The sequence below is a fragment of the Streptococcus sp. 27098_8_86 genome (genome assembly GCF_041432595.1).
Taxonomy (GTDB): domain Bacteria; phylum Bacillota; class Bacilli; order Lactobacillales; family Streptococcaceae; genus Streptococcus; species Streptococcus pneumoniae_F.
Map to the genome: position 1 here is coordinate 1 of NZ_JAPVZW010000002.1, position 25,779 is coordinate 25,779.

Genomic DNA, 25,779 nt, shown 5'->3' on the forward strand with positions numbered 1-25,779 from the left:
ATTTGTCGTTGCTTTTTTACATGGTTGCGATAGTCTTGGTAAAATAGAATTGCCCAATAAACCATTTAGAAAGACTATCCCATGCATATTCACTATAACACAAATCAAACAACTTTACCACTAGAAATCCGTTCTTTCTTGCCACAAGACCATCTCGTCTTTACTATTGAAAAAGTAGTGACTACCTTTGAAGATTGTCACTTCCACGCCTTCTAATTGCCTACTCACAAGAGATTTTCTCTGGACGAAAAATTGAAAAAATGATGATTGAAAACCTCGCTATGCAGTACCTAACAGGACAGTTGGTTGTCAGCTGCCGCACTATCAATAGCCCATTATCAGGAAAAATGACTTGAAGAATATAACTCCTCATGGCTTCAGACATACTCATGCTATCTTGATGATTGAAACGTGTGTAGATCCTGTTAACGCAGCCAAAAGGTTTGGGCATGCAAGTAGTCAGTTGACCTTGGATACTTATAGCCATTCTACAGTAGTAGGGGAGAAGAAAGCTATCACAAAATTTGTAGATTACCTGGATAGTGCAAAAGGTTAGTTTTCCAAGACGGTACCAAAAACGGTACTAAAAATAAAAAAAGCCAAATCCAATTTCTTGGAAAAGGCTTTGTATCAACGTTTTTAAGCAATAAATGCGGTTGATTATTTGAGACCGTATTTTTTGTTGAAACGATCCACGCGTCCATCTGCTTGAGTGAACTTTTGACGTCCAGTGTAGAATGGGTGTGAGTCTGATGAAATTTCCACACGGATCAATGGGTAAGTTTCGCCTTCGAACTCAACTGTTTCGTTAGAGCGTTTTGTTGAACCGCTAAGGAATTGGTAACCAGTAGTTGTGTCCATGAAGACAACTGGGCGATACTCTGGATGGATATCTTTTTTCATTTTGCAATATTTCCTTTCTGCCATGGTCTCTTTGCGAGCCATAGATTGTTACCATACTAGTCTATCAGATTCTGAAAAGTTTAGCAAGTATTTTATCAGTTTTTAAGCAAGTTTTTTAACTTTTGGTATATGATTTCGTTTTCCTCTAGGCTATAGGAATTAGCACCGCTTGCTAGAGGGTGGCCTCCTCCATCATGTTCCTTGGCAATTTCATTGATAGGATGGATTTTACTGCGTAAGCGAACACGGTAGTGGCCATCAGCCTGTTCTACAAAAATTCCCCAGAGACTGACGCTGTCAATACGACCAGGTGCTCCAACAATAGCGGCAGTTTCAGCATCGGTAACATTGAATTGTTTCAAGACTTCTTGACTCAGGATAACGCGCGCTGCACCATTTTCATCCACTTCCAGATGGTCGTAGATGTAGCCCTGTAGTTTAGCAATTTTGTAGCTCATAGTGTCCATTTTGCGAGTGAGAGACGCAAAGTCAAAGTTATGTTCTCTCAAATAAGCAGCCAGGCGAAGAGTCCGTGCAGTCGTAGAAGGATAAAGGAAGCGGCCTGTATCACCAATAATTCCTGCAAAGAGCAACTCAGCAGCGCGATCTGACAAGGCTAGTTGGCTTGTTTGGGCAAATAGGGTAATCATCTCGCTAGCGCTACTTGAACTAGTATCTACCCAAGATAGGTCACCGTATACATCATCATTTGGATGGTGGTCAATCTTAATGAGAAAATCACCTTGACGATAGCGTTTATCATCGATACGAGCAGTGTTCGCCGTATCACAGACGATGACAAGTGCTCCCTGGTAGGCACTATCTTCAACAAGATCCATTTCAGCCATCCAAGTAAGAGTTGGTTCATCAAAACCAACGGTTTTGATGGTTTTTTCTGGGAAATGATGTTTGAGAAGAGCTTTCAATCCCACCTGACTTCCCAAGGCATCAGGGTCTGGTTTCATATGACGATGAATGATAATCGTGTCGTATTCTTTGATTTTTTCTAAAATTTGATGGCAAATTTCCATAAATAACCTCAATTCTTTCTCATTTCATTGTAGCACAAGAATTTTTATTTTTAAAATGAAAAAGATGTGATATAATGGAGAAAGATAAATTGAGGAGGACGATATGGCATTAGCAAAAATTGTATTTGCCAGTATGACCGGTAATACCGAAGAAATTGCAGATATTGTAGCAGACAAATTACGTGACTTGGGCTTGGATGTCGATGTTGATGAATGTACAACTGTTGACGCTTCAGACTTCTTGGAAGCAGACATCGCTATCGTTGCGACCTATACTTATGGTGATGGAGAATTGCCAGATGAGATGATGGACTTCTACGAAGACCTAGCAGATCTCAACTTGAATGGCAAAATCTATGGAGTGGTCGGCTCAGGAGATACCTTCTACGATGAGTTCTGTAAGGCTGTCGATGACTTTGACCGTGTTTTTGTTTCAACAGGGGCAGAAAAAGGTTCAGAGTGTGTCAAAGTTGATCTTTCTGCCGAAGAAGAAGACATTGAACGCTTGGAACAATTCGCAGAAGAATTGGCTGTTAAAGTAGGATAAGCATAAACGTGCACTGATGCAATCAATCAGTGCATTTTTCTTATCGTGACTTGGGATTTTACTAGCCTATTTGGTGGCTTTTTGATACAATAATTCAAATAAAGGAGGAGACTGTATGGATTTAGATATTATTCGTCAAGAAATTGATCAAATAGACGACCAAATTGTTAAACTGTTAGAAGAAAGAATGCATTTAGTTGAAGGGGTTGTCGCTTATAAGAAAGCCTCAGGAAAACCGATTTTGGATACTAAGAGAGAAGCAGTTATTTTTGAAAAGGTTAGAAGTCGTGTAGAGGACAAGCGCTATCAGGAGACTATCGTCGCGACTTTTTCGGACATACTCAAACGTTCACGTGATTATCAGGATCAAAACATCAAATGAAAAAAGAACAATTTTATCCGCTAGGGATTTTTCTAGCTGCTATGTTGGGTGGACTTGTCCGCTACCTAGTTTCCACTTGGTTACCAGCCAGTCCTGACTTTCCTTGGGGAACCCTTCTTGTTAACTATCTAGGTATTTTCTGCTTGGTGTATCTTGTTAAGGGCTATTTAGTCAATAAGGGTACAAGTAAAGGTGTTATTTTAGCACTGGGTACAGGTTTTTGTGGTGGTTTGACAACCTTTTCTAGTCTCATACTTGATGCTGTGAAACTGCTTGATACAGGGCGTTATCTTAGTTTAGTCCTGTATTTGCTTTTGAGTATTGGTGGAGGTCTGCTCTTGGCTTACTGTCTAGGGAGGAAAAAATGGTAATCGTCTATCTTGCAATTGCTTGTGGTTTCGGAGCTTTAGTGCGCTATTTCTTTTCCCGCTATAATCAAGCATCTAAATTGCCACTCGGAACGCTCATAGCCAATCTTCTAGGTTGTTTTTTGATTGGATTATTCTACAATCATGTGGAGTCTAAGGAAGTCTATGCTATTCTAGCAACAGGATTTTGTGGTGGTTTGACAACTTTTTCGACCTTGAATGACGAACTTCAAAGGTTGCTAAGCGATAAGAAAGTCTTTTATTCGTACCTGACTTTGACCTACCTAGGTGGTTTAGTTGCGATTTTTTTAGGAATTCTGCTATAAATTTCTTTACTTTTTTGTGGAAATTTGGTAAACTGTATCTTGTGTGTAATGGACGCACAAAAATACAGTTTATCCGCTGAGGAAGGTTCCTCAAGATTGACAAAGATAGGAGAATAAAATGAATCCATTAATCCAGAGCTTGACTGAAGGTCAACTTCGTACAGATATCCCATCATTCCGTCCTGGTGACACTGTTCGTGTACACGCGAAAGTTGTCGAAGGTAACCGTGAACGTATCCAGATTTTTGAAGGTGTTGTTATTGCACGTAAAGGTGCTGGCATCTCAGAAAACTACACAGTTCGTAAAATCTCTAACGGTGTAGGTGTTGAGCGTATCTTCCCAATCCACACTCCACGTGTTGAAAAGATCGAAGTTGTTCGTTACGGTAAAGTACGTCGTGCGAAATTGTACTACTTGCGTGCTCTTCAAGGTAAAGCAGCTCGTATCAAAGAAATCCGTCGTTAATTCGACTAAAAAACTCTGCTTATTTAGCAGAGTTTTTATCTAGCTCCCTTAGTTCAATGGATATAACAACTCCCTCCTAAGGAGTAGTTGCAGGTTCGATTCCGGCAGGGGGCATTTTGGGAAGCGTAAAGAAGCATAAAGAACACTGAAGATTCAGTGTTTTTTTCTTACTTTTTTATCTCATAAGAAAGCAAGAAAATATAGATAGAGCAAAGAGAGCGCTCTCTTTTTATGTTATAATAGGCATAGAATGTTTAGGAGAAAGAGATGAAAAAAGGCTTATTAATAGGTTGCTTATCCGTAGTTATTCCCATTGCAATGCTTATAATCCTTAGTCCTATTATTGCTATGATGGATATGTGGGGGTTATTTGCCCATGAAAGTCGGAATGAACTTGAGCAAGCTGTACATCGTTCTTATGAGAACTACGGTCTTACAGGACAGTTTAAGTTAGAAAAATATGAAAAAAACTATACGAGCGTGGGAGGATTTGTTATCCATGGTACTTATAGTGAAACTATAGCTGGTAAAACTTATCAGGCTAAGAGTCGTTTTGAATACTATACTCGTCCTTCGGAAAACGAAAAGTATAAAAAGACGGATGCAGAAGTTGCTTACAAACAAAATGAACAAATTTATCGCGCTTTTCCAGAATTAGCCTATCTAGGGATTGAGATTAGTCCAGGTACTAGCGAATTTTTAAAAAAATTGGATAGTTCAATAACAGATCCAAAAATGACTGCTTTGAAGTACGATGGGATTGATTTTCAATTTAATAGTAAATCTGGCAATATGTATCTTTATGATGAAATTTTAGAGGAAAATCAAAGAAAAGGACAAGCATTACAAGGGATGTATCCTATGGATGCTCACTATCTTTTCCAAAAAGGTATCTTTATACCAGAATTTCAATTTCGATATTACATTCCAGAAGACAAGAAGGATCAGTTATATGATGCTTATCTTAAAGACCTTGAATCGCAAATGAAAGAGTTTTTTAACAATCAACCCTTACCTAGTGGTCTTTATGCTGTAAAGATTGATAGATATGAAGGGGATAAACTTGTCAATAATAGCGGTTGCTATTATGTGAAGATTGAGAATCATCAAGTTGTGGAGTTTATCAAAGATTTACAGTAGGAGTTACTATGATAAGGCTCTTCAACTATTCAGAATTTAATAGAAAGAGGGTTTAGATTAGATGACACAAGAAGAATACTTGCAATTAAGAAAAGAATATAAAATTCGCCTAGCATTAGTAATCCTTCTATTCCTATTATTTTCTATCCTAAACATCGTACTGATTATAAATTCCAATAGATTTATCCCATTAGGAGCGACAGCTATGGCTACAGTTGTGCCGTTCAACCATTTCTTACTCGTGCCACTTTGGGAAGAGAAAAAAGTGATTGAAGCTGAAAGAGAAGAACTGGATGCGCTGATGTTTGATGATGAAGAGTAATCTGTATTCTAAAAAATAGCCCAGGAGTGAGACGTTTATCTCTAACTTCTGGGCTATTTTTTTTATATTCTGATCCTGTTACAAGACCCAAGTACGAATGGCATGGGCAACGCCGGATTCGTCATTTGTTTTGGTAATGTATTTGGCGATTTTTTTGATTTCTGGATTTCCATTTTCCATGACAACAGGGTTTCCAACGACTTCCAGCATGGGACGGTCATTTTCTTCGTCACCGATAGCCATGGTTTCATCTTTGGTCAATCCGAGTTTTTCAGCTAGGTGAGTGATGGCTGAACCTTTGTCCACATTCTTTTTAAGGAGTTCGAGGTAGAAAGGAGCGGATTTGTTGATAGAGTAGCGCTCGTAAAATTCGGCTGGTATCTTTTCAATTGCAGCATCCAGAATCTCTGGTTCATCGATGAACATACATTTGATAATTTCCTTGCCAGCCATTTCTTCAGGTGTACGGTAGAAGATAGGCATGCTGACGAGGGTTGATTCGTGCACCGTGTATTTTCCGATATTGCGATTGGCTGTGTAGATACCGTCCTTAGTAATAGCGTGCATGTGAACACCGAGCTTACGACTGAGGAATTCCATATCCAGATAATCCTCATAGGTCAAGGATTCGCTGATAATCTCATGGCCAGTAGCAGTTTCTTGGACAAGGGCACCGTTGAAGGTTACAACATAGTCTCCCTCGTCTCTTAACTGCAAGTCGTCCAGAAGTTTGGCAACACCTGCAATGGGACGACCCGTTGCAATGACGACTTTGACACCGGCTTGTTTGGCGTCTTGGATGGCAGAAAAGACTTCAGGAGTAATCTCCTTTTGACTGTTGACTAGGGTACCATCGATATCGACGGCGATTAGTTTAATACTCATATATTTCCTCTATTCGTTCTTATTTGGGGTAAAATGATCGTTCTCAATCAAGTGTAAAAATTGCTGGGTAATGCTTGCGAAGATGCTGTTTTGGTCCAACATTTCTTTTGGAAAGTAGAAACGATTATCTCCGTGGCGACTGCCAGCAAGGGATTGGACGATAGGAGACAGGCTAGAGAGTTCAGCCAGTTCTCCATTTTTTTGTAAAATCTCAATCTGTGTCCGTGGATTTTCAGATTCGGGACGATAGATATCATAAGGGAGGTCAAAGTTCTTATGAATGGCAGTATAGTAGTCGGGATCAAAGCCAATGTCCTCAACCAATTTTCTCATGCTAGCGAGTTGGTCTTGATCCTCTTGTGAAAAGGTAATGGATTTAAAGACCTTGCGGTTGACAAAGCGTTGCGACAAGTCTGCAAGAATCTTGTCAGGACTGGTCATCCAAAGCTGGAAGTAAGTATTCATCACTCCATCATCCAGAGCCAGATAATCAGATAAGGTCACATTTTTTTCAAAGAATGGCAGGAGGTGTGGGGAAGTTCGTGCAAAGAAATCTTTGTCTTTTGGATAGAGTTCCTTGGCGCGCTTGAGAAGATTCTGAAGGAGAACTTCCATGGCACGTGTTGCAGGGTGGAAATAAACCTGCATGTACATCTGGTAGCGACTGAGGACGTAGTCTTCAATGGCATGCATGCCATTGCGCTGAAATGCGATTCCATTTTCGATAGGACGAATGACACGTAAGATCCGAGTCAGGTCAAATTCTCCATAGGATGCTCCTGTAAAATAGGAGTCGCGCAAGAGATAGTCCATGCGGTCCGCATCGATTTGGCTGGAAATGAGTTGCACAACCTGCTTGTTAGGATAGGTATGATCAATAACACTGGCTACCTTTTCTGGAAAGTCTGGCGCTACTTGTAGCAAGACTTGGTGAATCTCCGTTTCAGGACTTTGGATAATCTCTTGAGTAATCGCCTCATGGTCTGTATCAAAGAGATTTTCAAAGGTGTGGGAGTAGGCACCGTGTCCTAGGTCATGTAGGAGGGCAGCAGTCATGGTCAAGAGAGACTCGGCAGGATTCCATTCGTCAGGGTATTTTTCTTCAAAAATCTCTGTGATGCGACGAGCAATCTCATAGACTCCAAGACAATGGGAGAAGCGACTGTGTTCTCCACCGTGGAAGGTATAACTGGAAGTTCCCAGTTGTTTGATACGACGCAAACGCTGAAATTCTTTTGTATTAATCAAGTCATAGATGATTTGATTATTGACATGGATGTAGTTGTGAACTGGGTCACGGAATACTTTTTCGTTCATATGACCATTATAGCAAAATCCTTCTCTTTTTGGTAAAATAGTAGGACAAGAGACAAGAAAGAGGACCTGATGTGAAGATTCGGATGCGAAATACGATTCAGTTTGATCAGCAGTTGGAAGTGATTGACCAGCTCTATGACGTGGAAGTGCATGAAAAGGGGGACTATAGCTACCTGCTTTTCTATAATGAAGAAAAGGAAAAAGTAGTTATTAAATTTCATGGTCAAGAGTTGGTGATGAGCCGATTTTCTAATCCCAAGACCATTATGCGCTTTTTAAAGGATAGTGATAGTTTAGCCTATATTCCTACACCCATGGGCATGCAGGAGTTTATTATCCAAACCAGTCGTTATGAAGTTGATGGGCAAAAGATTCATTTAGACTATCAACTACAAAACCAAGAGGGATATCCCTTTGCCAGCTATCAATTGGAAATTACTTGGGGCTAGGTATGGCTGGGGACGAGGTTATAGAAACGAAGCTGATTAAGTTTATGAAATCAAGCTTTTCTTGCACATTTCTAGTAGCTGAAACCTTTATTTTTTCAGATTAAGGTTATAACACTCATTCCATTACCTATTATTTATTAAAGCGAAATATAATACCCGTCTTCCCTAATACTTGTTCCAAATGAGTAAATAGGATTTGAGGCCTAGCGATTGTGATTATTGTATATTCAAAATCTAAAAATTGATAAAAGGGACAGTGAATGTCCCTTTTCATTTCTATAAAATTCAGAGTTTTAGATAGGATAGATTGGTAAATAATGAAGAAAATATTTTGGGGAAATAGCCCCAAAAAGGGGATTTGTCTTCCAAATAGTACTAACATTATCCATGTTGGTTTTTCTTCTTGTTTTCGTGAGTCTTTATAAAGTAATCTATCTCTTTTTGAGACCTAAGGATAACAACTTTATCTGGATAGGTTTCTTGAATCCACTTGTAGCGTTCTTTAGCGGATTTGCTCCGCCCATCCCAGAGAATCCATCTGATAAACTCCCAATTAAATTGTTCTTGACAACCAGCTGCCATACTTTCTCTGACCTTACCTCGGTATTTGAGGTATCGTTTAAAGGCTCGAAAGAGACAGGTCAATGGCGAAAAATTGAGAAAGATGATTTGGTCAGCTTCTTTCATTCTTTCTTTGTAATAGCACCAAGAATAATTACCATCGATAACCCAAGCTTCATGCTTGGTGAGAAAGTTACTCATCTCGGTTAGCATCCATTCACGGTCGCTGTCTTGCCAACCAGGTTGAAATTGGAGTGTGTCCATGTGCAGTTTTGGGATGGAGTAGCAGTGAGACAACTTTTCGGCTAGAGTTGACTTACCAGCACCAGAATATCCGATAATTGCGATTTTCATTTTCTACCTTTTCCTATTTGAGGACAAAAAAACAGCCTCTATGGACTGTTTCTTATTTAGCAAGTTTAGCTGAAAGACGAGCTTTGTCGCGGCTTGCTTTGTTTTTGTGAATCAAACCTTTAGTTTCTGCTTTATCGATAGCTGAGCTAGCAGCACGGAAAAGTTCTTCAGATGGGTTTGCTTCGAAAGCTTTGATAGCAGTACGCATAGCTGATTTTTGAGCTGAGTTTTTTTCGTTTTGTTTAACGTTCAATTCAGCGCGTTTGATAGCTGATTTAATGTTTGCCAATGTTCTTACCTCCATATTTACTAACTATACCATTATATCTGAAAACTTACGTTTTGACAAGGGAAAATTATTTTTTTAAGTAAATTTCATCGATTTCATGGTTCTTTGTTTTATGTAGAATCACTTCTGCTCGATTTCTGGTTGGTTCAATATAATTTTGTAGATTTGTGAGATTGATACTGGTCCAGACCTGATGGGCAAAGGACTCCACTTCCCCAATCGGCATTTGAGTAAAACGATAGTAGTAGCTATCGGGGTCGTTTTGGGCTAGGCTCAGCATTTTTAAGAAACGGTCGAGATACCAACTCTCGATGTCATCGACTGAAGCATCGACGTAGATGGAAAAGTCAAAGAAGTCAGTAATGTAGAGACGCTCGTTTTGTGGATTTTGAAAGACATTTATTCCCTCAACAATGACAAAATCAGCAGCTTTAACGCTTTGCTTTTCCTCAGGTACGATATCGTAGACTTCATGAGAATAGACAGGAATATCTACATCTTGTCCATTTTTGATGCGGTCCAAGAAGTTGAGAAGAGCTTCCATATCATAGCTTTCCGGAAATCCCTTACGATTTAGAATCCCTTGCTCAATCAAGGTTTGGTTGGGGTAGAGAAAGCCGTCAGTTGTTACCAATTCAACCGTTGCATCTGTAAGTGTACGGGACAGTAGGATTTGAAGTAGGCGACTGGTTGTGGATTTTCCAACGGCAACACTCCCAGAAACCCCAATGATAAAAGGCTGGGATTTGCTTTCGCGTTGAAGGAAAATTCCTTTTGAAAAGGCCAAATCATCCTTGGTACGTTTGTAAATTTGGATGAGATGGGCTAGGGGAAGATAGACATCGGTAACATCCTGTAAACTAATCTGGTCATTAAAACTCTTGATGGATTCTAATTCCTCTTCTGTCAAAGGAGGTGTTGTCTTCCGATGTAAAGATTGCCAAGTCTGGCGACTGATTTTTTCAAAATGTAAAAATTCGTTGGTCATAAGTTTGTCTTTCTGATTCGATATCTTAGTATAGCATATTTTGGGACTAAAAACATCTAGTATCTTATAGAAAAAGTTTCTCTCGATTAAAACAATAATGACAAACTACATCGTATTGTCAAATTACTTGGAAACGATTTAATATTTCGTCAAATTATGGTAAAATAGTTTCATGAGTAAAATGTATTATGCAGAGAATCCTGACGCTGCTCACGACATTCATGAGTTGAGAGTGGATTTGTTGGGAGAAAAAATGACCTTTTTGACGGATGCGGGTGTTTTTAGCAAGAAAATGATTGACTTTGGAAGTCAACTCTTGCTCAAGTGTCTTGAGGTCAACCAAGGAGAAACTGTCCTGGATGTAGGCTGTGGTTACGGACCTTTGGGCTTGTCTTTAGCTAAGGCTTATGGAGTTCAGGCGACCATGGTCGATATTAATAATCGTGCCCTGGATTTGGCACGACAAAATGCTGAACGAAATAAAGTAGAAGCGACGATTTTCCAGTCCAACATCTATGAACAAGTTAAAGGGAAATTTGACCATGTCATTTCCAATCCTCCTATCCGTGCGGGCAAGCAAGTGGTTCATGAAATCATTGAGAAAAGTAAAGATTTCTTGGAAACTGGTGGAGATTTAACAATCGTTATCCAGAAAAAACAAGGGGCCCCAAGTGCCAAGTCCAAGATGGAAGAGGTGTTTGGCAATTGTGAAATCGTCAAAAAAGATAAGGGATACTATATCCTTAGAAGTGTGAACGAATGAGAGCAGTTGATTTAATTCAAAAGAAACGAGACGGTCAAGAATTGACTTCGAGTGAAATTGAATGGCTGGTAGAAGGCTATGTGTCAGGAACTGTCCCTGATTATCAGATGTCTGCCTTTGCTATGGCTGTTTATTTCAAAGGAATGACGACTCGAGAAATCTCTGACCTAACTATGAAGATGGTCAAGACAGGGCAAGAGTTTGATTTATCAGCTATTGATGGGGTTAAGGTTGACAAGCATTCTACGGGTGGTGTTGGTGACAAGGTGACCTTGATTTTGGCTCCCCTTGTTGCTAGCTTCGGTGTGCCTGTGGCAAAAATGAGTGGTCGTGGTCTCGGCCATACTGGCGGAACAATTGATAAATTGGAGTCCGTTAAGGGCTATCAAGTGGAACGAACTCAAGAGGATTTTATTCGTCAGGTACAGGACATTAGTGTATCTGTCATTGGACAATCAGACCAGCTGGTCAAAGCGGATAAGCTTCTCTATGCCCTTCGTGATGTGACCGCAACTGTTGACACGATTCCTTTGATTGCGAGTTCGGTGATGAGCAAGAAAATCGCGGCAGGTGCGGATGCTATTTTGCTAGACGTGACTGTCGGTGAGGGTGCCTTCATGAAGACAGTTGATGAGGCGCGTGAACTGGCTCAAACCATGGTGGATTTAGGGGAAACAGTAGGCCGTAAAACAGTTGCAGTCATTACGGATATGAGTCAGCCCTTGGGACGAGCGATTGGAAATCGCCTTGAAATCCTTGAGGCATTGGAGATTTTACAAGGACAAGGCCGTCAGGATATTACCCACTTCATCTGTGAATTGGCTCAAATTATGCTTGGTCTGGCAAATGTAAATAAAACAGTTGAAGAAGTTCGTCAACATCTTGAGAATGGTAAGGCACTGGCTAAGTTTGAGGAAATGGTCCAAGCCCAAGGTGGAGACTTGGAAGACCTCTATCGTCCTGTAAATGTAGCCCATGTGGTGGAAATCCCTGCCCAGGAAACGGGTGTCATTTCAGCTCTTCCAGCTATGGAATTTGGGCTTTATGCTATGAGACTGGGGTCAGGCCGTGCAGTCAAGTCTGATGTCTTGGACTATGAAACAGGAATTGTTTTTGAAAAGAAAGTTGGAGATTCCGTTCAAAAGGGAGAAATTGTTGCAAAAGTATATACAAATGGAAAAATTTCTCCTCAGCTAGTTACAGATTTTCAAAAATATGTTAAAATAAATGATAGCGTGCAAAGTTTACGAGAAATCATAGAGATAATCTCATAAACTGCAGGAGAATCCGAATATGAAATTAAATAAATATATCGATCATACACTTTTGAAACAAGATGCGATAGAAAATCAAATTGATTGTTTGTTGTCTGAAGCTAGAGAGTATGATTTTGCCAGTGTTTGCGTTAATCCGACCTGGGTTGAACATGCTAAAAAAGGGCTTGAAGGCACAGATGTCAAGGTCTGCACAGTAGTAGGTTTCCCCTTGGGAGCAACAACTTCAGCTGTGAAAGCATTTGAAACAAAAGAAGCTATCCAAAATGGTGCAGATGAGATTGATATGGTGATCAATGTTGGAGCTCTCAAAACAGGTAATCTTGATTTGATTGAGTCTGATATTCGCGCAGTAGTGGAAGCAAGTGGTGATAAGTTGGTTAAAGTTATCATTGAAGCTTGCTTATTGACAGACCAAGAAAAAGTTTTGGCCTGCCAATTAGCTCAAAAAGCGGGAGCTGATTTTGTTAAAACATCTACTGGCTTTTCAACTGGTGGCGCTACAGTAGCAGATGTTAGATTAATGCGTGAAACAGTTGGACCTGATATGGGAGTTAAGGCTGCTGGTGGAGCTCGTTCTTATGCAGATGCTCTTGCCTTTGTTGAAGCAGGTGCGACCCGTATCGGAACGTCAGCTGGGGTAGCCATTTTAAAAGGAGAATTGGCAGATGGCGACTACTGAGTTGATTGAACTAGCAATTGAAACTAGCAAGAAAGCCTATGTGCCCTATTCTCACTTTCCTGTCAGTGCTGTTCTGGTCGCAAAAGATGGTAGTATTTATACAGGTGTCAATATCGAGAATGCTAGTTATTCTTTGACTAACTGTGGAGAACGTACAGCGATTTTTAAAGCAGTTTCTGAAGGCCAAAGAGAATTTTCAGAATTGATTGTCTATGGTCAGACTGAAAAACCAATTTCACCATGTGGTGCTTGTCGCCAAGTGATGGCTGAATTTTTTGAACAAGATCTAAAAGTGACCTTAGTCGCAAAAGATAAATCGACGGTCGAGATGACGGTCGGGGAATTACTTCCATACTCTTTTACAGACTTAAATTAGTCTGAGTCGCTCTCTGAGTGGCACGGTCCTTGTGGCCGACCAATCCATACTTGCAACATCGTTGCACATCTTATTTAGGAGGTTCAGTAATGAACAAGAAACAATGGCTAGGCCTTGGTCTAGTTGCAGTGGCAGCAGTTGGACTTGCTGCATGTGGTAACCGCTCTTCTCGTAACGCAGCTTCATCTTCTGATGTGAAGACAAAAGCAGCAATCGTCACTGATACTGGTGGTGTTGATGACAAATCATTCAACCAATCAGCTTGGGAAGGTTTGCAAGACTGGGGTAAAGAACACAATCTTTCAAAAGATAAAGGTTTCACTTACTTCCAATCAACAAGTGAAGCTGACTATGCTAACAACTTGCAACAAGCGGCTGGAAGTTACAACCTAATCTTCGGTGTTGGTTTTGCCCTTCACAATGCGGTTGAAGAAGCAGCAAAAGACCACTCTGATTTGAACTATGTCTTGATTGATGATGTGATTAAAGATCAAAAGAATGTTGCTAGCGTAACATTTGCTGATAACGAAGCTGCTTACCTTGCGGGAGTTGCAGCGGCTAAAACAACTAAAACAAAACAAGTTGGTTTTGTAGGTGGTATTGAGTCTGAAGTTATCTCACGTTTTGCAGCTGGATTTAAAGCTGGTGTTGAGTCAGTAGATCCATCTATCAAAGTTCAAGTTGACTATGCTGGTTCATTTGGTGATGCTGCTAAAGGTAAAACAATTGCAGCAGCACAATACGCAGCTGGTGCAGACGTTGTTTACCAGGCAGCAGGTGGAACAGGTGCTGGTGTCTTTGCAGAAGCAAAATCACTCAACGAGAGCCGTCCTGAAAGTGAAAAAGTTTGGGTTATCGGTGTTGACCGTGACCAAGAGGCAGAAGGTAAATACACTTCTAAAGATGGTAAAGAATCAAACTTTGTTCTTGTATCTACTTTGAAACAAGTTGGTACAACTGTAAAAGATATTGCTAACAAGGCAGAAAAAGGTGAATTCCCTGGCGGTCAAGTGATCGTTTACTCATTGAAAGATAAAGGGGTTGACTTGGCAGTAACAAACCTTTCAGAAGAAGGTAAAAAAGCTGTCGAAGATGCAAAAGCTAAAATCCTTGATGGAAGCGTAAAAGTTCCTGAAAAATAATGGATGGAAGTCATTTCTTAGGAAGCGGCCAAGGGCCGCTTTTTTAAGAGTTGAGACAAAGTCATTTTGTCTCAGTAAAGCTTGCTACTAGATAAACTAGCAAGTTTTATTGAAATAAAATAAGACTCTGAAAGGAAGAGCACATGGCACACGAAAATGTCATTGAGATGCGTGATATTACCAAGGTGTTTGGTGAATTTGTTGCCAACGACAAAATCAACCTGCACCTACGAAAAGGTGAAATTCATGCACTTTTAGGAGAAAATGGGGCTGGTAAGTCCACGCTCATGAACATGTTAGCAGGGCTTCTTGAACCAACCAGTGGTGAAATTGTGGTCAACGGTCAAGTTGTTAACCTCGATTCACCGTCTAAAGCAGCTAGCTTGGGAATCGGAATGGTTCACCAGCACTTTATGTTGGTAGAAGCCTTCACAGTGGCTGAAAACATCATTTTAGGTAGTGAATTGACTAAAAATGGTGTGCTAGATATTGCTGGAGCTAGCAAAGAAATCAAGGCTCTTTCTGAACGTTATGGCTTAGCTGTTGACCCTTCTGCCAAGGTAGCAGACATCTCAGTTGGAGCCCAACAACGTGTAGAAATTTTAAAAACCCTTTATCGGGGGGCTGATATCCTTATCTTTGACGAACCAACAGCTGTTTTGACTCCATCAGAAATTGATGAGTTGATGGCTATTTTGAAAAATCTTGTCAAAGAAGGAAAATCAATTATATTGATTACCCACAAGTTGGATGAGATTCGTGCAGTTTCTGACCGCGTTACAGTTATCCGTCGTGGGAAATCAATTGAAACCGTCGAAATTGCAGGGGCTACCAATGCTGATTTGGCGGAAATGATGGTAGGACGTTCTGTTTCCTTTAAAACAGAGAAGCAAGCCTCTCAACCAAAAGAAGTGGTCTTGTCTATTAAAGACTTGGTGGTCAATGAAAACCGCGGTGTTCCAGCTGTTAAAAATCTGTCCTTGGATGTTCGTGCTGGAGAGATTGTTGGTATTGCGGGGATTGATGGGAATGGTCAGTCTGAACTGATTCAAGCCATTACAGGTCTTCGCAAGGTTGAATCTGGTAGCATTGAGCTAAAAGGAGATTCAATTGTAGGCTTGCACCCACGTCAGATTACAGAGTTGAGTGTTGGGCACGTTCCAGAAGACCGTCACCGTGATGGTTTGATTTTGGAAATGATGATTTCTGAAAATATTGCCCTTCAAACCTACTATAAAGAACCACATAGTAAAAATGGAATTTTGAATTATTCAAATATTACTTCTTATGCTAAAAAGCTAATGGAAGAGTTTGATGTTCGTGCTGCAAGTGAATTTGTTCCTGCAGCGGCACTCTCAGGAGGAAATCAACAAAAAGCAATTATTGCTCGTGAAATTGATCGTGATCCTGATCTCCTTATCGTCAGCCAACCAACTCGTGGGTTGGATGTCGGTGCCATTGAATATATCCACAAGCGCTTGATTGAAGAGCGTGATAATGGCAAGGCTGTCCTTGTTGTCAGCTTTGAATTGGATGAGATTTTAAACGTCTCAGACCGTATTGCCGTTATCCATGATGGTAAGATTCAAGGTATTGTATCACCAGAAACAACCAATAAACAAGAACTTGGTGTCTTGATGGCTGGTGGAAACTTGGGAAAGGAGAAGAGTGATGTCTAAAAAATTACAACAAATTTCGGTTCCCTTGATTTCTGTCTTTCTAGGAATTTTACTCGGAGCCATTGTCATGTGGATCTTCGGTTATGATGCTATTTGGGGTTACGAAGAATTGTTCTATACAGCCTTCGGTAGTCTACGCGGGATTGGTGAGATTTTCCGTGCTATGGGGCCTTTGGTCTTGATTGGTCTTGGTTTTGCTGTTGCCAGTCGTGCAGGTTTCTTTAACGTCGGGCTTCCTGGTCAGGCTTTGGCAGGTTGGATTCTCAGTGGTTGGTTTGCCCTGTCGCATCCAGATATGCCCCGTCCCTTGATGATTCTGGCAACTATTGTGATTGCCTTGATTGCTGGTGGGATTGTCGGAGCGATTCCAGGTATTCTAAGAGCCTATCTAGGGACGTCAGAGGTTATTGTAACTATTATGATGAACTACATTGTCTTGTATGTAGGAAATGCCTTTATCCATGCTTTTCCTAAAGACTTCATGCAAAGTACAGATTCGACCATTCGTGTTGGGGCTAATGCAACCTATCAGACACCTTGGTTGGCTGAGTTGACTGGTAATTCGCGGATGAATATTGGTATTTTCTTTGCTCTCATTGCCGTTGCAGTCATTTGGTTCATGCTCAAGAAAACAACTCTTGGTTTTGAAATCCGTGCGGTTGGTCTTAATCCACATGCTTCAGAATATGCTGGTATTTCTGCAAAAAGAACGATTATCCTCTCAATGATTATTTCAGGGGCCTTGGCAGGTCTTGGTGGAGCTGTTGAAGGTCTGGGAACCTTCCAGAACGTCTATGTTCAAGGAGCGTCATTAGCTGTCGGATTTAACGGGATGGCGGTTAGTCTGCTTGCAGCCAACTCACCAATTGGTATTCTATTTGCAGCCTTCTTATTTGGTGTTCTCCAAGTTGGAGCCCCTGGTATGAATGCGGCGCAGGTACCGTCTGAGCTTGTCAGCATTGTAACAGCGTCTATTATCTTCTTTGTCAGTGTTCATTACCTTATCGAACGCTTTGTCAAACCGAAAAAACAAGTTAAAGGAGGTAAGTAAAGATGTCTATTACAACCTTGCTCACCCTCTTGGTGTCTTCTATGCTGATTTACTCAGCACCCCTCATCTTTACAAGTATCGGTGGTGTTTTCTCTGAACGTGGTGGTGTGGTAAACGTCGGCCTTGAAGGAATTATGGTTATGGGTGCCTTTTCTGGAGTTGTCTTTAACCTTGAATTTGCAGAACAATTTGGAGCAGCAACTCCATGGCTATCTTTGCTAGTTGCAGGATTGGTTGGTGGTCTCTTCTCTATCATCCACGCAGCAGCAACGGTTCATTTCCGTGCAGACCATGTTGTCAGCGGTACGGTATTGAACTTGATGGCGCCTGCCTTGGCTGTTTTTTTAGTGAAAGTTCTTTATAACAAAGGACAAACTGACAACCTAAGTCAGACTTTTGGACGCTTTGATTTCCCAGTCTTGGCGAATATCCCAGTGATTGGTGATATCTTCTTCAAGTCAACTAGTCTACTTGGTTATCTAGCGATTGCCTTCTCCTTCCTTGCTTGGTTTATACTCTTCAAGACTCGATTTGGTCTTCGCCTCCGCTCTGTCGGTGAACACCCACAAGCAGCGGATACCTTGGGAATCAACGTCTACAAGATGAGATACTTAGGAGTTATCATTTCAGGTTTCCTAGGTGGAATTGGCGGAGCGATTTATGCTCAATCCATCTCAGTTAACTTCTCAGTGACAACTATTGTTGGACCTGGATTTATCGCCCTTGCCGCGATGATCTTTGGGAAATGGAATCCAATCGGGGCCATGCTTTCTAGTCTTTTCTTTGGACTTTCACAAAGTTTGGCTGTTATCGGATCTCAATTGCCGTTCCTACAAGGTGTGCCAACAGTTTATCTTCAAATCGCACCTTATATTTTGACCATTCTTGTCTTGGCAGCCTTCTTTGGAAAAGCAGTTGCACCAAAGGCAGATGGTATTAACTACATCAAATCAAAATAAGCATACAAAAAAACGTCAGTACATACTGTACTGACGTTTTATTTTTTAGGATGTTGATGGGTTAGGTTCAATCCCCAAGGGACCAAATTTTCAGTTTTATTTTTTATACGCGTGATATTATCCTTATGTCGAATGATAATCAAGCTAGCAAGTGCTAGGATAATAGCGATGAAGAGAGGGTCATAGTGACTCAGGATAAAACCCAAAAGTGGAAAGAGTAGAACTCCAATGACAGCCGCGATAGATGCTGTTACACTAGACAGTGAAATCATACTACCAAGATAGAGGGTTCCAAAGAAAACAACTGCTAGATAGAGACAGAAGACAGGTGCAAATCCGAAAACCACTCCAGCACTAGTTGCGACAGCCTTGCCTCCCTTAAATCCTGCAAAGATAGGGAAGGTATGGCCAATAACAGCCAAAAGTCCAAAGATGAGAGGCGAAACGCCTTGCAGATGAAAAATAATTGGAAGAAGCGTTGCTAGGGTTCCTTTGAAAAAGTCAATCACAAAGGTCGTTATACCAGCTTTCTTACCTAAAATTCGGAAAGTATTGGTTGTTCCAGTATTTCCAGAACCATGCTCGCGCAGATTGATTTGAAAGAATACTTGTCCAATCCAGAGACCAGACGGAATCGAACCCAGCAGATAAGCTAGGATTAATAAAACTATTGTAACCATAATCCTATTATATCATGAAATGGAGAAGAAAGGCAGAGAATCTCTTCTGAAATTGTTACAGCGGAGAAAGAAAAATTTTGCAAAATCCTTGGAAAACTTGTAGAATAGTAAAGATGAACAAATAGGAGGTTCCTTGTGTCAAAAAAGGAAATCAATATTAACAATTATAATGATGATGCCATTCAGGTGCTAGAAGGGTTGGATGCGGTCCGAAAACGTCCAGGGATGTATATCGGATCAACCGATGGTGCGGGTCTCCACCACCTAGTCTGGGAAATCGTCGATAATGCAGTCGATGAAGCCTTGTCTGGATTTGGTGATCGTATTGATGTGACCATCAATAAAGATGGAAGTTTGACTGTGCAAGACCACGGACGTGGGATGCCGACGGGGATGCACGCTATGGGGATTCCAACGGTTGAAGTAATCTTTACCATTCTTCATGCAGGAGGAAAATTTGGTCAAGGAGGCTACAAGACATCGGGTGGACTTCACGGGGTAGGGTCTTCCGTTGTAAACGCCCTATCAAGCTGGTTGGAAGTTGAAATTACTCGTGATGGTGCAGTTTACAAGCAACGATTTGAAAATGGCGGAAAACCTGTAACGACTCTGAAGAAAATTGCTACAGCACCCAAATCTAAAACAGGTACCAAGGTTACCTTTATGCCTGATGCGACGATTTTTTCTACGACAGACTTCAAGTACAATACCATTTCAGAACGTCTCAATGAGTCAGCCTTTCTCTTGAAAAATGTGACCTTGTCTTTGACGGACAAGCGAACAGATGAAGCTGTTGAGTTTCACTATGAGAATGGGGTACAAGACTTTGTTTCTTATCTGAACGAAGACAAGGAAACCTTGACGCCAGTCCTTTACTTTGAAGGGGAAGACAATGGTTTCCAAGTGGAAGTAGCTCTCCAGTACAATGACGGATTTTCAGATAACATTCTGTCCTTTGTCAATAACGTTCGCACCAAGGACGGTGGAACACATGAGACTGGACTTAAGTCTGCTATCACTAAGGTCATGAATGACTATGCGCGTAAGACAGGTCTTCTCAAGGAAAAAGATAAAAACCTTGAAGGCTCAGACTATCGTGAGGGGTTAGCGGCCGTTCTTTCTATCTTGGTTCCGGAAGAACACCTCCAGTTTGAAGGCCAGACCAAGGATAAACTTGGCAGTCCTCTAGCTCGTCCAGTTGTGGATGGAATTGTGGCTGATAAGTTGACCTTCTTCCTCATGGAAAATGGGGAATTGGCTTCTAATCTCATCCGCAAGGCTATTAAGGCCCGTGATGCTCGTGAAGCGGCACGTAAGGCGCGTGATGAGAGCCGAAATGGGAAGAAAAACAAAAAAGACAAGGGCTTACTTTCTGGCAAATTAACGCCAGCCCAGTCTAAGAATCCAGCTAAGAATGAACTCTATCTAGTCGAGGGGGACTCTGCCGGAGGTTCTGCCAAACAAGGTCGTGACCGCAAGTTCCAGGCAATCTTGCCCCTTCGTGGTAAGGTTATCAATACAGCCAAGGCCAAGATGGCGGATATTCTCAAAAATGAAGAAATCAATACCATGATTTATACTATCGGTGCAGGTGTTGGGGCAGACTTCTCTATTGAAGATGCCAACTATGATAAGATTATTATTATGACCGATGCGGATACTGACGGTGCTCATATCCAAACTCTTCTTTTAACCTTTTTCTACCGCTACATGCGTCCCCTAGTTGAGGCAGGACATGTCTATATTGCCCTTCCACCTCTTTACAAGATGTCAAAAGGTAAAGGCAAGAAAGAAGAAGTGGCCTACGCTTGGACGGATGGAGAACTAGAAGAACTCCGCAAGCAGTTTGGTAAAGGTGCTACCCTCCAACGATATAAAGGTCTTGGTGAGATGAATGCAGACCAACTCTGGGAAACAACCATGAATCCAGAAACTCGTACCCTCATCCGTGTTACGATTGAAGATTTAGCACGCGCCGAACGCCGCGTTAATGTTCTCATGGGAGATAAGGTCGAACCACGCCGTAAGTGGATTGAGGATAATGTCAAGTTTACGCTTGAGGAGAGTGGGGAGATGGTGTTTTAGGAGGGAAAATGGATGTCTAATAAAAAGAGTCAAAAAACTAATGTTTCAAGAAAGGTGAAAGAAGATTTAAAAAACGATAGCAGTAATGTCGGAAATACAAAAATTGAATTACCTCAATTGCCACAACCATTTCTAATCAGGCAAGAAGAACAGAATAAACCGTGGTATAAAAAAAACATATCAATTTTTATTTCACTGGTTTCGCTTGTAATTACAGTCTTTATGAGTTATCAAACTATTGATAATAATTTGAAAAATCAAGAGAATAATCGTCAAACTCAGGAAAATAATAAAAAAAACTTAGAAAGAAATAGATATTTAGACACTACAAATTTTAATATCGTCCAAAATTTATGGCAGGACAATCCAAGCTACACTCTATATAATGAATCACAAAAGCCACTATCCATCCCTCCACAGCCGTCTTATTTCATGTATGTTCCAGCAAAGTTATATTATATTTTTAAAGATGGAAGTAGAAGGTCAACACTTATTCTTTTACCTACTTCTTATGAAAATGTTATAAGTCAAACAAGTACAGGTAAAACAATTGATGAAATTGAGACGTCAGTTTTGCCGAAAAACTTTTTTGGTAAACTAGGTGCTAGGGATTTGAGACAAAAAATATACGGGAAACCAGGTTCGGATGATATTGCATTCGAATTGAGAGTTTATCCCTTCTTGGCGATATTTACTAACATTGAATATTCTTATAAAGATAATCCATCTAAGACAATTACTGAAAAATTTTTAACTACCCCCTTTGGAAGAGAACCCCTTTCAGATGATAGATATGAAGATTTAAAAAACTACACAAAAAATATATCTTATTTTCCTGAAAATGAGATGGTAATTAATGGCGATGAAAATATTTATGACCACACTTTTAAATATCTTGATAAGGAATTTAGTAGACTTAGACTATTGTTAAACAGTGGAAATAAATTTTCTGAGGAAGATAAGCAAAGACTGTTAGTACTATTAGGAGTTAAATGGAATGTCGATGATCTTACAATGGAGAAGGAATTTAGTTTTGAAAGATCTTTACCAGATGACAATAACTTCCATGCGTTAAGTCGTTATCTCTCTGATAAAGTTATTAGTGTATTCGATCCTCTGTATCCAGACTATTAATAAATATATTTCCATTAAGAAAAGTATTGTAAAATTAGACTTCCATTTTACCTAATTTTCTAGAAACCTTGTTTAGGATAAATTAAGACTATCCAATTTTCAACCAGAAATTTTTGGGGGAAATTCCAATTAACAGAAAATCAGATATGTGTTTTTTGGGGAAAAGGTGAACTTTCTTTTTTGGCATTTGAAATTTTGACGTAAGAAATATTTTCCGAAAATCGGACGAAGTAAAAAGTACATTAAAATAAAAAAATTAGGAGATTATCCAGATGAAAAAAATTTATGGAATTAGCAGTTTAGATACAAAAGCTTTAGAAAACAACGAATTTTTCCAACTTCTATCTGAGAGCAAGGACGAGTTAGGGGCTTTTACAAAAGCCAATAAGTCTGAGTAAGTTTACGCAGCGAAGCTTGGGGATATGGAAAAACTTCTTGAGACCTTGACTGGTTTGCACCGTTCCAAGGCTAGTCAAACGGTAGCTAGCATGGAAGCGTCTGATCGTGAGCGTGATGATGCGCTTTCTACCTTGACTGGTTTGGTCAAGGCCTTCTCTCGTGTCAAAGAGGCAAGTAGCAAGGAAGCTTACGACAAACTCAGCAAACTTTTCAAAAATTATGCTGGGCTAATGAGTATGAGCTACGAAAAAGAGACAGAAGCTATTAACCATTTGCTAAAAGATACTGACTACCAAACTGCCCTTTCAACCCTGCATTTGAAAACTCATGTAGAAACCTTAACAAAGGCGTAGGCTCAGTTTGAAAAAGCCTATAAGGAGCGCCTGGCTGAGCAAAAAGGAAAGGCACCTATTCAAAATAAGGAAGTCCGTGCGAAACTGCAAGAAATCTATGATTTCCTTGTGGATTTTGCTGCAATCAACGCCTATGTTTATCCAGATAAGACGCAGTATGCTGTTCTCCGTAACCATCTCAACGCTATCCGTAGTCGCTATAAAAAATTAACACCAAAGAAAAGCAAGCAAGAAGCAGTAGCTGAGGAAAAGTAGCTTTCTTCTGAAGAAGTCCCTCAAAGATAGACGAGCTTTTGTAACATAAGGCGAAGTTTTGAAGTTCTAAAAGAATAGAAATGGGAACAAACATGGTATGGGAAAATAAACTAGGCATTACAAACTCAGCCCAGTTGGCAGATGCAGAAGAAAAACTGACAAAAAAACAAGCTGCCCTGCTTTTTCAGACAGGAGCTTTGTTCAAGATGGAAGTTGGCACTTTTTCAGGGCTGTCCGCTATTCACCATTATCTCTTTTCGGTCATCTATGATTTCGCTGGAAAGGTCCGTGATGTCAATAGTGCAAAGGATAACTTTCAATTTGCTCCCCGTATTTTTTTAGAGCAATCCTTACAGTATACTGACAAACTTCTTCATGACAATTTTGATCAAGTGATTGATAAGTACGCGGATATGAATATTGCCATCCTTTCCGTGAGGGGAATGGACGTGCCATGCGGATTTGGCTAGATTGTATGCTTCGTCAGAAGCTGAGAAAGTGGTAGATTGGAACGCCATTGATAAGGATGAATACCTGAATGCCATGAAGCATAGTGGAGTGTAGACTGGAGAACTCAAGTATCTCCTCCTCGATAATCTGACGGATGACCTCACTCAGGCCCGTTTCTTTAAGGGTGTGATGCTTCATATTATTACGAAGGGTACAGCCTTTACCAGACAGGGGAGTTATAAAGTTCAAGTAAAGGTGATGATTATCTTTTTTAGGGAAACAATCGCTAAAACTATTGGAGGTGCAGGATTGATTACGTTATTAATGATACCTTTTTTCCTCGTTCTCTTGGCTATTTTTGGAATTATATATGACTTAATGACCAGTAAAGGTAGAAAAGAGTGTGCTCGCACAGTATCCTTATTTATATTGAACATCCTCGCTATTGGTATCTGTCTATTAGATCTACCCATGGAAAGTAAACCATACTCAGGAATAGGGTTTATCTTATTTTATGCACTTGCTTTCACCCCTTTGATGATTGTTTTCTCACTATATACCCTCTATAGGATTGGAAAACATTATAGGTATTTTAAGAGTAAGTTCGCTATAATACTTCGCTTCAATGCCAGTTTACTTTTCCTCCTTTCGTTAGTGAATCTATTTGTGTTATGGAGAATTTTTAAAACATATCGTAGAAACGATATTACTTTACTTTATTTTATTTTAATCGTTTTAGGAATTGGTTCGACTTTCCAATTGATAGTAGGAGAACTTGAGAAGAAAAGAATACGAATCCTTCAGAAACAAGAGGAGCTAGACAGTTATGAAAAATAACTTAATTAAAGATAGGTGCAGAAAATACAGAAATCAAGAGCAAATGCTGAGATTGATTTTACAGGTGCCCGAAAATATACAAGTAGAAGCTGTCGCCATGTCTGGTTCACGAACTGATACAAAAGCACTAAAAGATGAGTTTCAAGATTATGATGTTGTTTATGTCGTGGACGATTTAGATAATCTGACGAGAGACCTTTCTTGGTTGGACCGGTTTGGCAAACGTATCATTGAGCAAGAGGTTACTCTGGGACATCGCCGTCTTTATCTCATGCTTTTTGAAGATGGTAATCGCATTGATCTAACCCTCTGTCCTAAAGAAGACATCAACGAGTGGGTGGATAGCGAGGCTTGCTTCACAGTTTTAGTAGATGATAAGGGCTTGTTTGAATCCTATTCTCCCAGTCCTCAGCGTTTCTGGATACATCCAGCTAGTGAGACGGATTTTAAAAAAGCCTGCAATGAATTTTGGTGGGTGTCAGCTTACGTGGTTAAAGGAATCTGTCGCCATCAAGTCATCTATGCGACGGACCATCTCTATGGAATCTGCCAACAAGAATTGCTCAAGCTTTTAGCTTGGCAAGTGGCAGCAGATAAGGGAACGGTCGATGTTGGCAAGAACTACAAGTGTCTCTTTAACTATATGTCTGCTGAGAAAGAGAAGGAATTCTCAAATCTGCTGGATTTTTCAAGTGTAGAGAAACTTACTCATTCATTGTTTGCTACGATGGACCTTTTCCACAGAGAAGCTCAAATCCTTGCTCAAAAGATGGGCTTTGACTATTATAAGAAAGTAGCTGAGAAGATGATTGAGTATGCTGAGGAAAGGTTGAGCTAGTATGCTAGATTATGTATTTGCTTTATTTTTCATGGGATTCCCAGGAGTCCAAATTTTAGTATTGGTGTCTTCTATATTTCTAGCTCTTAAAAGAAATAAGTTAAATAAAAGGGTGTATGGATTATTTTTCCCGATTGTTATAACCTTGTGTAATATTTGGCTTATTTCAATAGATCGCACAGAGCTTTTTGATGATGTTTTAAGATTCTATTTCTTTCTAATCTCTTTTTGTTTTCCAATGCTCATTACAGCAGTAATTTACCATGCTCTTCGATTGTCTTCTATCTATTCTCTATTAAGGTGGAAGATGATAGTTATTAGCTTTTGCTACTTAATTGGTTTAGTCTTCCATCTTCTTAATACTATGTATTGGAATGAAGTCTTTCATGGACATCAAAATGTATTTAATGCTTTGCTTATTGGGACCGTTGTTATTTCATTTCTTCCTTCCATATATTTATTTTTTGTACAAAGAAAAGTTGAACAAGTACCTA

General features: G+C 40.2%; 28 protein-coding genes, 1 tRNA gene and 3 pseudogenes. 24 read left to right on the forward strand and 8 right to left on the reverse strand.

Going from position 1 to position 25,779, the window contains the following annotated elements; translation table 11 throughout:
* Nucleotides 1-334: 334 nt before the first annotated feature.
* Nucleotides 335-556: pseudogene (locus O3616_RS01790) on the forward strand (tyrosine-type recombinase/integrase); the annotation flags it as partial.
* A 104-nt stretch (nt 557-660) separates the two neighbouring features.
* Here the strand turns inward: O3616_RS01790 and O3616_RS01795 are convergent.
* Complete coding sequence (locus tag O3616_RS01795) at nt 661-903, reverse strand: type B 50S ribosomal protein L31 (RefSeq protein WP_000710764.1); 243 nt, start codon at nt 901-903, stop codon at nt 661-663.
* A gap of 95 nt (nt 904-998) precedes the next feature.
* Nucleotides 999-1,934: a bifunctional oligoribonuclease/PAP phosphatase NrnA gene (locus O3616_RS01800; RefSeq protein ID WP_371637921.1), complete on the reverse strand. Its 936-nt coding sequence runs from the start codon at nt 1,932-1,934 to the stop codon at nt 999-1,001.
* 103 nt (nt 1,935-2,037) lie between these two features.
* Here O3616_RS01800 and O3616_RS01805 point away from each other — a divergent pair, with 103 nt between their 5' ends.
* From O3616_RS01805 to O3616_RS01840, 8 genes are all read left to right on the forward strand, one after another.
* Entirely contained in the window at nt 2,038-2,481 is a 444-nt protein-coding gene (locus O3616_RS01805) for a flavodoxin (protein WP_371637922.1), read from the forward strand.
* A gap of 115 nt (nt 2,482-2,596) precedes the next feature.
* Nucleotides 2,597-2,863: a chorismate mutase gene (locus O3616_RS01810; protein ID WP_000362435.1), complete on the forward strand. Its 267-nt coding sequence runs from the start codon at nt 2,597-2,599 to the stop codon at nt 2,861-2,863.
* The gene (gene crcB, locus O3616_RS01815) at nt 2,860-3,234 is read left to right on the forward strand and encodes a fluoride efflux transporter CrcB (RefSeq protein WP_371637924.1); all 375 of its coding nucleotides are present in this window, start codon (nt 2,860-2,862) and stop codon (nt 3,232-3,234) included. The genes O3616_RS01810 and crcB (O3616_RS01815) overlap by 4 nt, the downstream gene beginning before the upstream one ends.
* Complete coding sequence (gene crcB, locus O3616_RS01820) at nt 3,228-3,557, forward strand: fluoride efflux transporter CrcB (RefSeq protein ID WP_049487680.1); 330 nt, start codon at nt 3,228-3,230, stop codon at nt 3,555-3,557. The genes crcB (O3616_RS01815) and crcB (O3616_RS01820) overlap by 7 nt, the downstream gene beginning before the upstream one ends.
* A gap of 118 nt (nt 3,558-3,675) precedes the next feature.
* Complete coding sequence (rplS, locus tag O3616_RS01825; protein WP_001068669.1) at nt 3,676-4,023, forward strand: 50S ribosomal protein L19; 348 nt, start codon at nt 3,676-3,678, stop codon at nt 4,021-4,023.
* 42 nt (nt 4,024-4,065) lie between these two features.
* Nucleotides 4,066-4,137 (forward strand) — tRNA-Arg (locus O3616_RS01830).
* A 153-nt stretch (nt 4,138-4,290) separates the two neighbouring features.
* On the forward strand, nt 4,291-5,163 hold the full coding sequence (locus O3616_RS01835) for a hypothetical protein (protein ID WP_371637925.1): 873 nt from the start codon (nt 4,291-4,293) through the stop codon (nt 5,161-5,163).
* A gap of 61 nt (nt 5,164-5,224) precedes the next feature.
* On the forward strand, nt 5,225-5,485 hold the full coding sequence (locus O3616_RS01840; protein WP_235228659.1) for a hypothetical protein: 261 nt from the start codon (nt 5,225-5,227) through the stop codon (nt 5,483-5,485).
* A 78-nt stretch (nt 5,486-5,563) separates the two neighbouring features.
* Here the strand turns inward: O3616_RS01840 and yidA are convergent, their stop codons facing one another.
* Both yidA and O3616_RS01850 read right to left on the reverse strand, forming a co-directional pair.
* Complete coding sequence (yidA, locus tag O3616_RS01845; RefSeq protein WP_371637926.1) at nt 5,564-6,370, reverse strand: sugar-phosphatase; 807 nt, start codon at nt 6,368-6,370, stop codon at nt 5,564-5,566.
* A gap of 9 nt (nt 6,371-6,379) precedes the next feature.
* Nucleotides 6,380-7,687, reverse strand: coding sequence for an HD domain-containing protein (locus tag O3616_RS01850; RefSeq protein WP_371637927.1), 1,308 nt, complete (start codon nt 7,685-7,687; stop codon nt 6,380-6,382).
* 71 nt (nt 7,688-7,758) lie between these two features.
* Between O3616_RS01850 and O3616_RS01855 the strand changes: the two genes are divergently transcribed.
* On the forward strand, nt 7,759-8,136 hold the full coding sequence (locus O3616_RS01855) for a DUF1934 domain-containing protein (RefSeq protein ID WP_371637928.1): 378 nt from the start codon (nt 7,759-7,761) through the stop codon (nt 8,134-8,136).
* 381 nt (nt 8,137-8,517) lie between these two features.
* Here O3616_RS01855 and O3616_RS01860 read toward each other — a convergent pair whose 3' ends face one another.
* The 3 genes from O3616_RS01860 to coaA all read right to left on the reverse strand — a co-directional run bounded on the left by O3616_RS01860 (nt 8,518) and on the right by coaA (nt 10,328).
* Entirely contained in the window at nt 8,518-9,051 is a 534-nt protein-coding gene (locus O3616_RS01860; protein WP_371637929.1) for a DNA topology modulation protein, read from the reverse strand.
* Nucleotides 9,052-9,103: 52 nt separating this feature from the next.
* Nucleotides 9,104-9,340, reverse strand: a complete 237-nt coding sequence (gene rpsT / locus O3616_RS01865; RefSeq protein WP_001274000.1) for a 30S ribosomal protein S20 — start codon at nt 9,338-9,340, stop codon at nt 9,104-9,106.
* A 67-nt stretch (nt 9,341-9,407) separates the two neighbouring features.
* Nucleotides 9,408-10,328, reverse strand: coding sequence for a type I pantothenate kinase (gene coaA, locus O3616_RS01870; protein WP_314847691.1), 921 nt, complete (start codon nt 10,326-10,328; stop codon nt 9,408-9,410).
* A gap of 172 nt (nt 10,329-10,500) precedes the next feature.
* Here coaA and O3616_RS01875 point away from each other — a divergent pair, with 172 nt between their 5' ends.
* The 8 genes from O3616_RS01875 to O3616_RS01910 all read left to right on the forward strand — a co-directional run bounded on the left by O3616_RS01875 (nt 10,501) and on the right by O3616_RS01910 (nt 18,254).
* Entirely contained in the window at nt 10,501-11,091 is a 591-nt protein-coding gene (locus O3616_RS01875) for a class I SAM-dependent methyltransferase (protein WP_371637931.1), read from the forward strand.
* Entirely contained in the window at nt 11,088-12,365 is a 1,278-nt protein-coding gene (locus tag O3616_RS01880; RefSeq protein ID WP_371637932.1) for a pyrimidine-nucleoside phosphorylase, read from the forward strand. The genes O3616_RS01875 and O3616_RS01880 overlap by 4 nt, the downstream gene beginning before the upstream one ends.
* Before the next feature lie 19 nt (nt 12,366-12,384).
* Nucleotides 12,385-13,047: a deoxyribose-phosphate aldolase gene (gene deoC, locus O3616_RS01885; RefSeq protein ID WP_371637933.1), complete on the forward strand. Its 663-nt coding sequence runs from the start codon at nt 12,385-12,387 to the stop codon at nt 13,045-13,047.
* On the forward strand, nt 13,034-13,423 hold the full coding sequence (locus O3616_RS01890; RefSeq protein ID WP_173214233.1) for a cytidine deaminase: 390 nt from the start codon (nt 13,034-13,036) through the stop codon (nt 13,421-13,423). The genes deoC and O3616_RS01890 overlap by 14 nt, the downstream gene beginning before the upstream one ends.
* A gap of 89 nt (nt 13,424-13,512) precedes the next feature.
* Nucleotides 13,513-14,565, forward strand: coding sequence for a BMP family protein (locus O3616_RS01895; RefSeq protein ID WP_001036135.1), 1,053 nt, complete (start codon nt 13,513-13,515; stop codon nt 14,563-14,565).
* 143 nt (nt 14,566-14,708) lie between these two features.
* The gene (locus O3616_RS01900) at nt 14,709-16,244 is read left to right on the forward strand and encodes an ABC transporter ATP-binding protein (RefSeq protein ID WP_004261507.1); all 1,536 of its coding nucleotides are present in this window, start codon (nt 14,709-14,711) and stop codon (nt 16,242-16,244) included.
* Nucleotides 16,237-17,295: an ABC transporter permease gene (locus O3616_RS01905; RefSeq protein WP_033683459.1), complete on the forward strand. Its 1,059-nt coding sequence runs from the start codon at nt 16,237-16,239 to the stop codon at nt 17,293-17,295. Before O3616_RS01900 ends, O3616_RS01905 begins: the two co-directional genes overlap by 8 nt.
* Before the next feature lie 2 nt (nt 17,296-17,297).
* Nucleotides 17,298-18,254, forward strand: a complete 957-nt coding sequence (locus O3616_RS01910; RefSeq protein WP_371637934.1) for an ABC transporter permease — start codon at nt 17,298-17,300, stop codon at nt 18,252-18,254.
* Between the two features lie 38 nt (nt 18,255-18,292).
* Here O3616_RS01910 and plsY read toward each other — a convergent pair whose 3' ends face one another.
* Nucleotides 18,293-18,934: a glycerol-3-phosphate 1-O-acyltransferase PlsY gene (gene plsY / locus O3616_RS01915; RefSeq protein WP_125851908.1), complete on the reverse strand. Its 642-nt coding sequence runs from the start codon at nt 18,932-18,934 to the stop codon at nt 18,293-18,295.
* A 135-nt stretch (nt 18,935-19,069) separates the two neighbouring features.
* Between plsY and parE the strand changes: the two genes are divergently transcribed.
* The 6 genes and pseudogenes from parE to O3616_RS01945 all read left to right on the forward strand — a co-directional run bounded on the left by parE (nt 19,070) and on the right by O3616_RS01945 (nt 25,285).
* Nucleotides 19,070-21,019: a DNA topoisomerase IV subunit B gene (parE, locus tag O3616_RS01920; protein WP_371637935.1), complete on the forward strand. Its 1,950-nt coding sequence runs from the start codon at nt 19,070-19,072 to the stop codon at nt 21,017-21,019.
* Between the two features lie 12 nt (nt 21,020-21,031).
* The gene (locus tag O3616_RS01925; RefSeq protein ID WP_371637936.1) at nt 21,032-22,153 is read left to right on the forward strand and encodes a hypothetical protein; all 1,122 of its coding nucleotides are present in this window, start codon (nt 21,032-21,034) and stop codon (nt 22,151-22,153) included.
* Nucleotides 22,154-22,425: 272 nt separating this feature from the next.
* Nucleotides 22,426-23,160 (forward strand): annotated as a pseudogene (locus tag O3616_RS01930) (DUF6261 family protein).
* Between the two features lie 92 nt (nt 23,161-23,252).
* Nucleotides 23,253-23,852, forward strand: a pseudogene (fic, locus tag O3616_RS01935) (protein adenylyltransferase Fic).
* Nucleotides 23,853-23,934: 82 nt separating this feature from the next.
* Complete coding sequence (locus tag O3616_RS01940) at nt 23,935-24,447, forward strand: hypothetical protein (RefSeq protein WP_094753734.1); 513 nt, start codon at nt 23,935-23,937, stop codon at nt 24,445-24,447.
* Nucleotides 24,437-25,285, forward strand: coding sequence for an aminoglycoside 6-adenylyltransferase (locus O3616_RS01945; protein ID WP_125385979.1), 849 nt, complete (start codon nt 24,437-24,439; stop codon nt 25,283-25,285). The genes O3616_RS01940 and O3616_RS01945 overlap by 11 nt, the downstream gene beginning before the upstream one ends.
* Nucleotides 25,286-25,779 lie beyond the last annotated feature (494 nt).

What these genes read in the sequence shown, in the direction of transcription:
- O3616_RS01840 (WP_235228659.1), top strand. Translation starts at nt 5,225, where the DNA reads ATGACACAAGAAGAATACTTGCAATTAAGAAAAGAATATAAAATTCGC.
- O3616_RS01805 (WP_371637922.1), top strand. Translation starts at nt 2,038, where the DNA reads ATGGCATTAGCAAAAATTGTATTTGCCAGTATGACCGGTAATACCGAA.
- O3616_RS01940 (WP_094753734.1), top strand. Translation starts at nt 23,935, where the DNA reads ATGATACCTTTTTTCCTCGTTCTCTTGGCTATTTTTGGAATTATATAT.
- O3616_RS01835 (WP_371637925.1), top strand. Translation starts at nt 4,291, where the DNA reads ATGAAAAAAGGCTTATTAATAGGTTGCTTATCCGTAGTTATTCCCATT.
- O3616_RS01895 (WP_001036135.1), top strand. Translation starts at nt 13,513, where the DNA reads ATGAACAAGAAACAATGGCTAGGCCTTGGTCTAGTTGCAGTGGCAGCA.
- O3616_RS01905 (WP_033683459.1), top strand. Translation starts at nt 16,237, where the DNA reads ATGTCTAAAAAATTACAACAAATTTCGGTTCCCTTGATTTCTGTCTTT.
- O3616_RS01945 (WP_125385979.1), top strand. Translation starts at nt 24,437, where the DNA reads ATGAAAAATAACTTAATTAAAGATAGGTGCAGAAAATACAGAAATCAA.
- yidA (WP_371637926.1), bottom strand. Translation starts at nt 6,370, where the DNA reads ATGAGTATTAAACTAATCGCCGTCGATATCGATGGTACCCTAGTCAAC.
- O3616_RS01910 (WP_371637934.1), top strand. Translation starts at nt 17,298, where the DNA reads ATGTCTATTACAACCTTGCTCACCCTCTTGGTGTCTTCTATGCTGATT.
- O3616_RS01800 (WP_371637921.1), bottom strand. Translation starts at nt 1,934, where the DNA reads ATGGAAATTTGCCATCAAATTTTAGAAAAAATCAAAGAATACGACACG.
- O3616_RS01850 (WP_371637927.1), bottom strand. Translation starts at nt 7,687, where the DNA reads ATGAACGAAAAAGTATTCCGTGACCCAGTTCACAACTACATCCATGTC.
- deoC (WP_371637933.1), top strand. Translation starts at nt 12,385, where the DNA reads ATGAAATTAAATAAATATATCGATCATACACTTTTGAAACAAGATGCG.
- coaA (WP_314847691.1), bottom strand. Translation starts at nt 10,328, where the DNA reads ATGACCAACGAATTTTTACATTTTGAAAAAATCAGTCGCCAGACTTGG.
- O3616_RS01890 (WP_173214233.1), top strand. Translation starts at nt 13,034, where the DNA reads ATGGCGACTACTGAGTTGATTGAACTAGCAATTGAAACTAGCAAGAAA.
- O3616_RS01880 (WP_371637932.1), top strand. Translation starts at nt 11,088, where the DNA reads ATGAGAGCAGTTGATTTAATTCAAAAGAAACGAGACGGTCAAGAATTG.
- crcB (WP_371637924.1), top strand. Translation starts at nt 2,860, where the DNA reads ATGAAAAAAGAACAATTTTATCCGCTAGGGATTTTTCTAGCTGCTATG.
- plsY (WP_125851908.1), bottom strand. Translation starts at nt 18,934, where the DNA reads ATGGTTACAATAGTTTTATTAATCCTAGCTTATCTGCTGGGTTCGATT.
- crcB (WP_049487680.1), top strand. Translation starts at nt 3,228, where the DNA reads ATGGTAATCGTCTATCTTGCAATTGCTTGTGGTTTCGGAGCTTTAGTG.
- rplS (WP_001068669.1), top strand. Translation starts at nt 3,676, where the DNA reads ATGAATCCATTAATCCAGAGCTTGACTGAAGGTCAACTTCGTACAGAT.
- O3616_RS01795 (WP_000710764.1), bottom strand. Translation starts at nt 903, where the DNA reads ATGAAAAAAGATATCCATCCAGAGTATCGCCCAGTTGTCTTCATGGAC.
- O3616_RS01810 (WP_000362435.1), top strand. Translation starts at nt 2,597, where the DNA reads ATGGATTTAGATATTATTCGTCAAGAAATTGATCAAATAGACGACCAA.
- O3616_RS01900 (WP_004261507.1), top strand. Translation starts at nt 14,709, where the DNA reads ATGGCACACGAAAATGTCATTGAGATGCGTGATATTACCAAGGTGTTT.
- O3616_RS01875 (WP_371637931.1), top strand. Translation starts at nt 10,501, where the DNA reads ATGAGTAAAATGTATTATGCAGAGAATCCTGACGCTGCTCACGACATT.
- O3616_RS01860 (WP_371637929.1), bottom strand. Translation starts at nt 9,051, where the DNA reads ATGAAAATCGCAATTATCGGATATTCTGGTGCTGGTAAGTCAACTCTA.
- O3616_RS01925 (WP_371637936.1), top strand. Translation starts at nt 21,032, where the DNA reads ATGTCTAATAAAAAGAGTCAAAAAACTAATGTTTCAAGAAAGGTGAAA.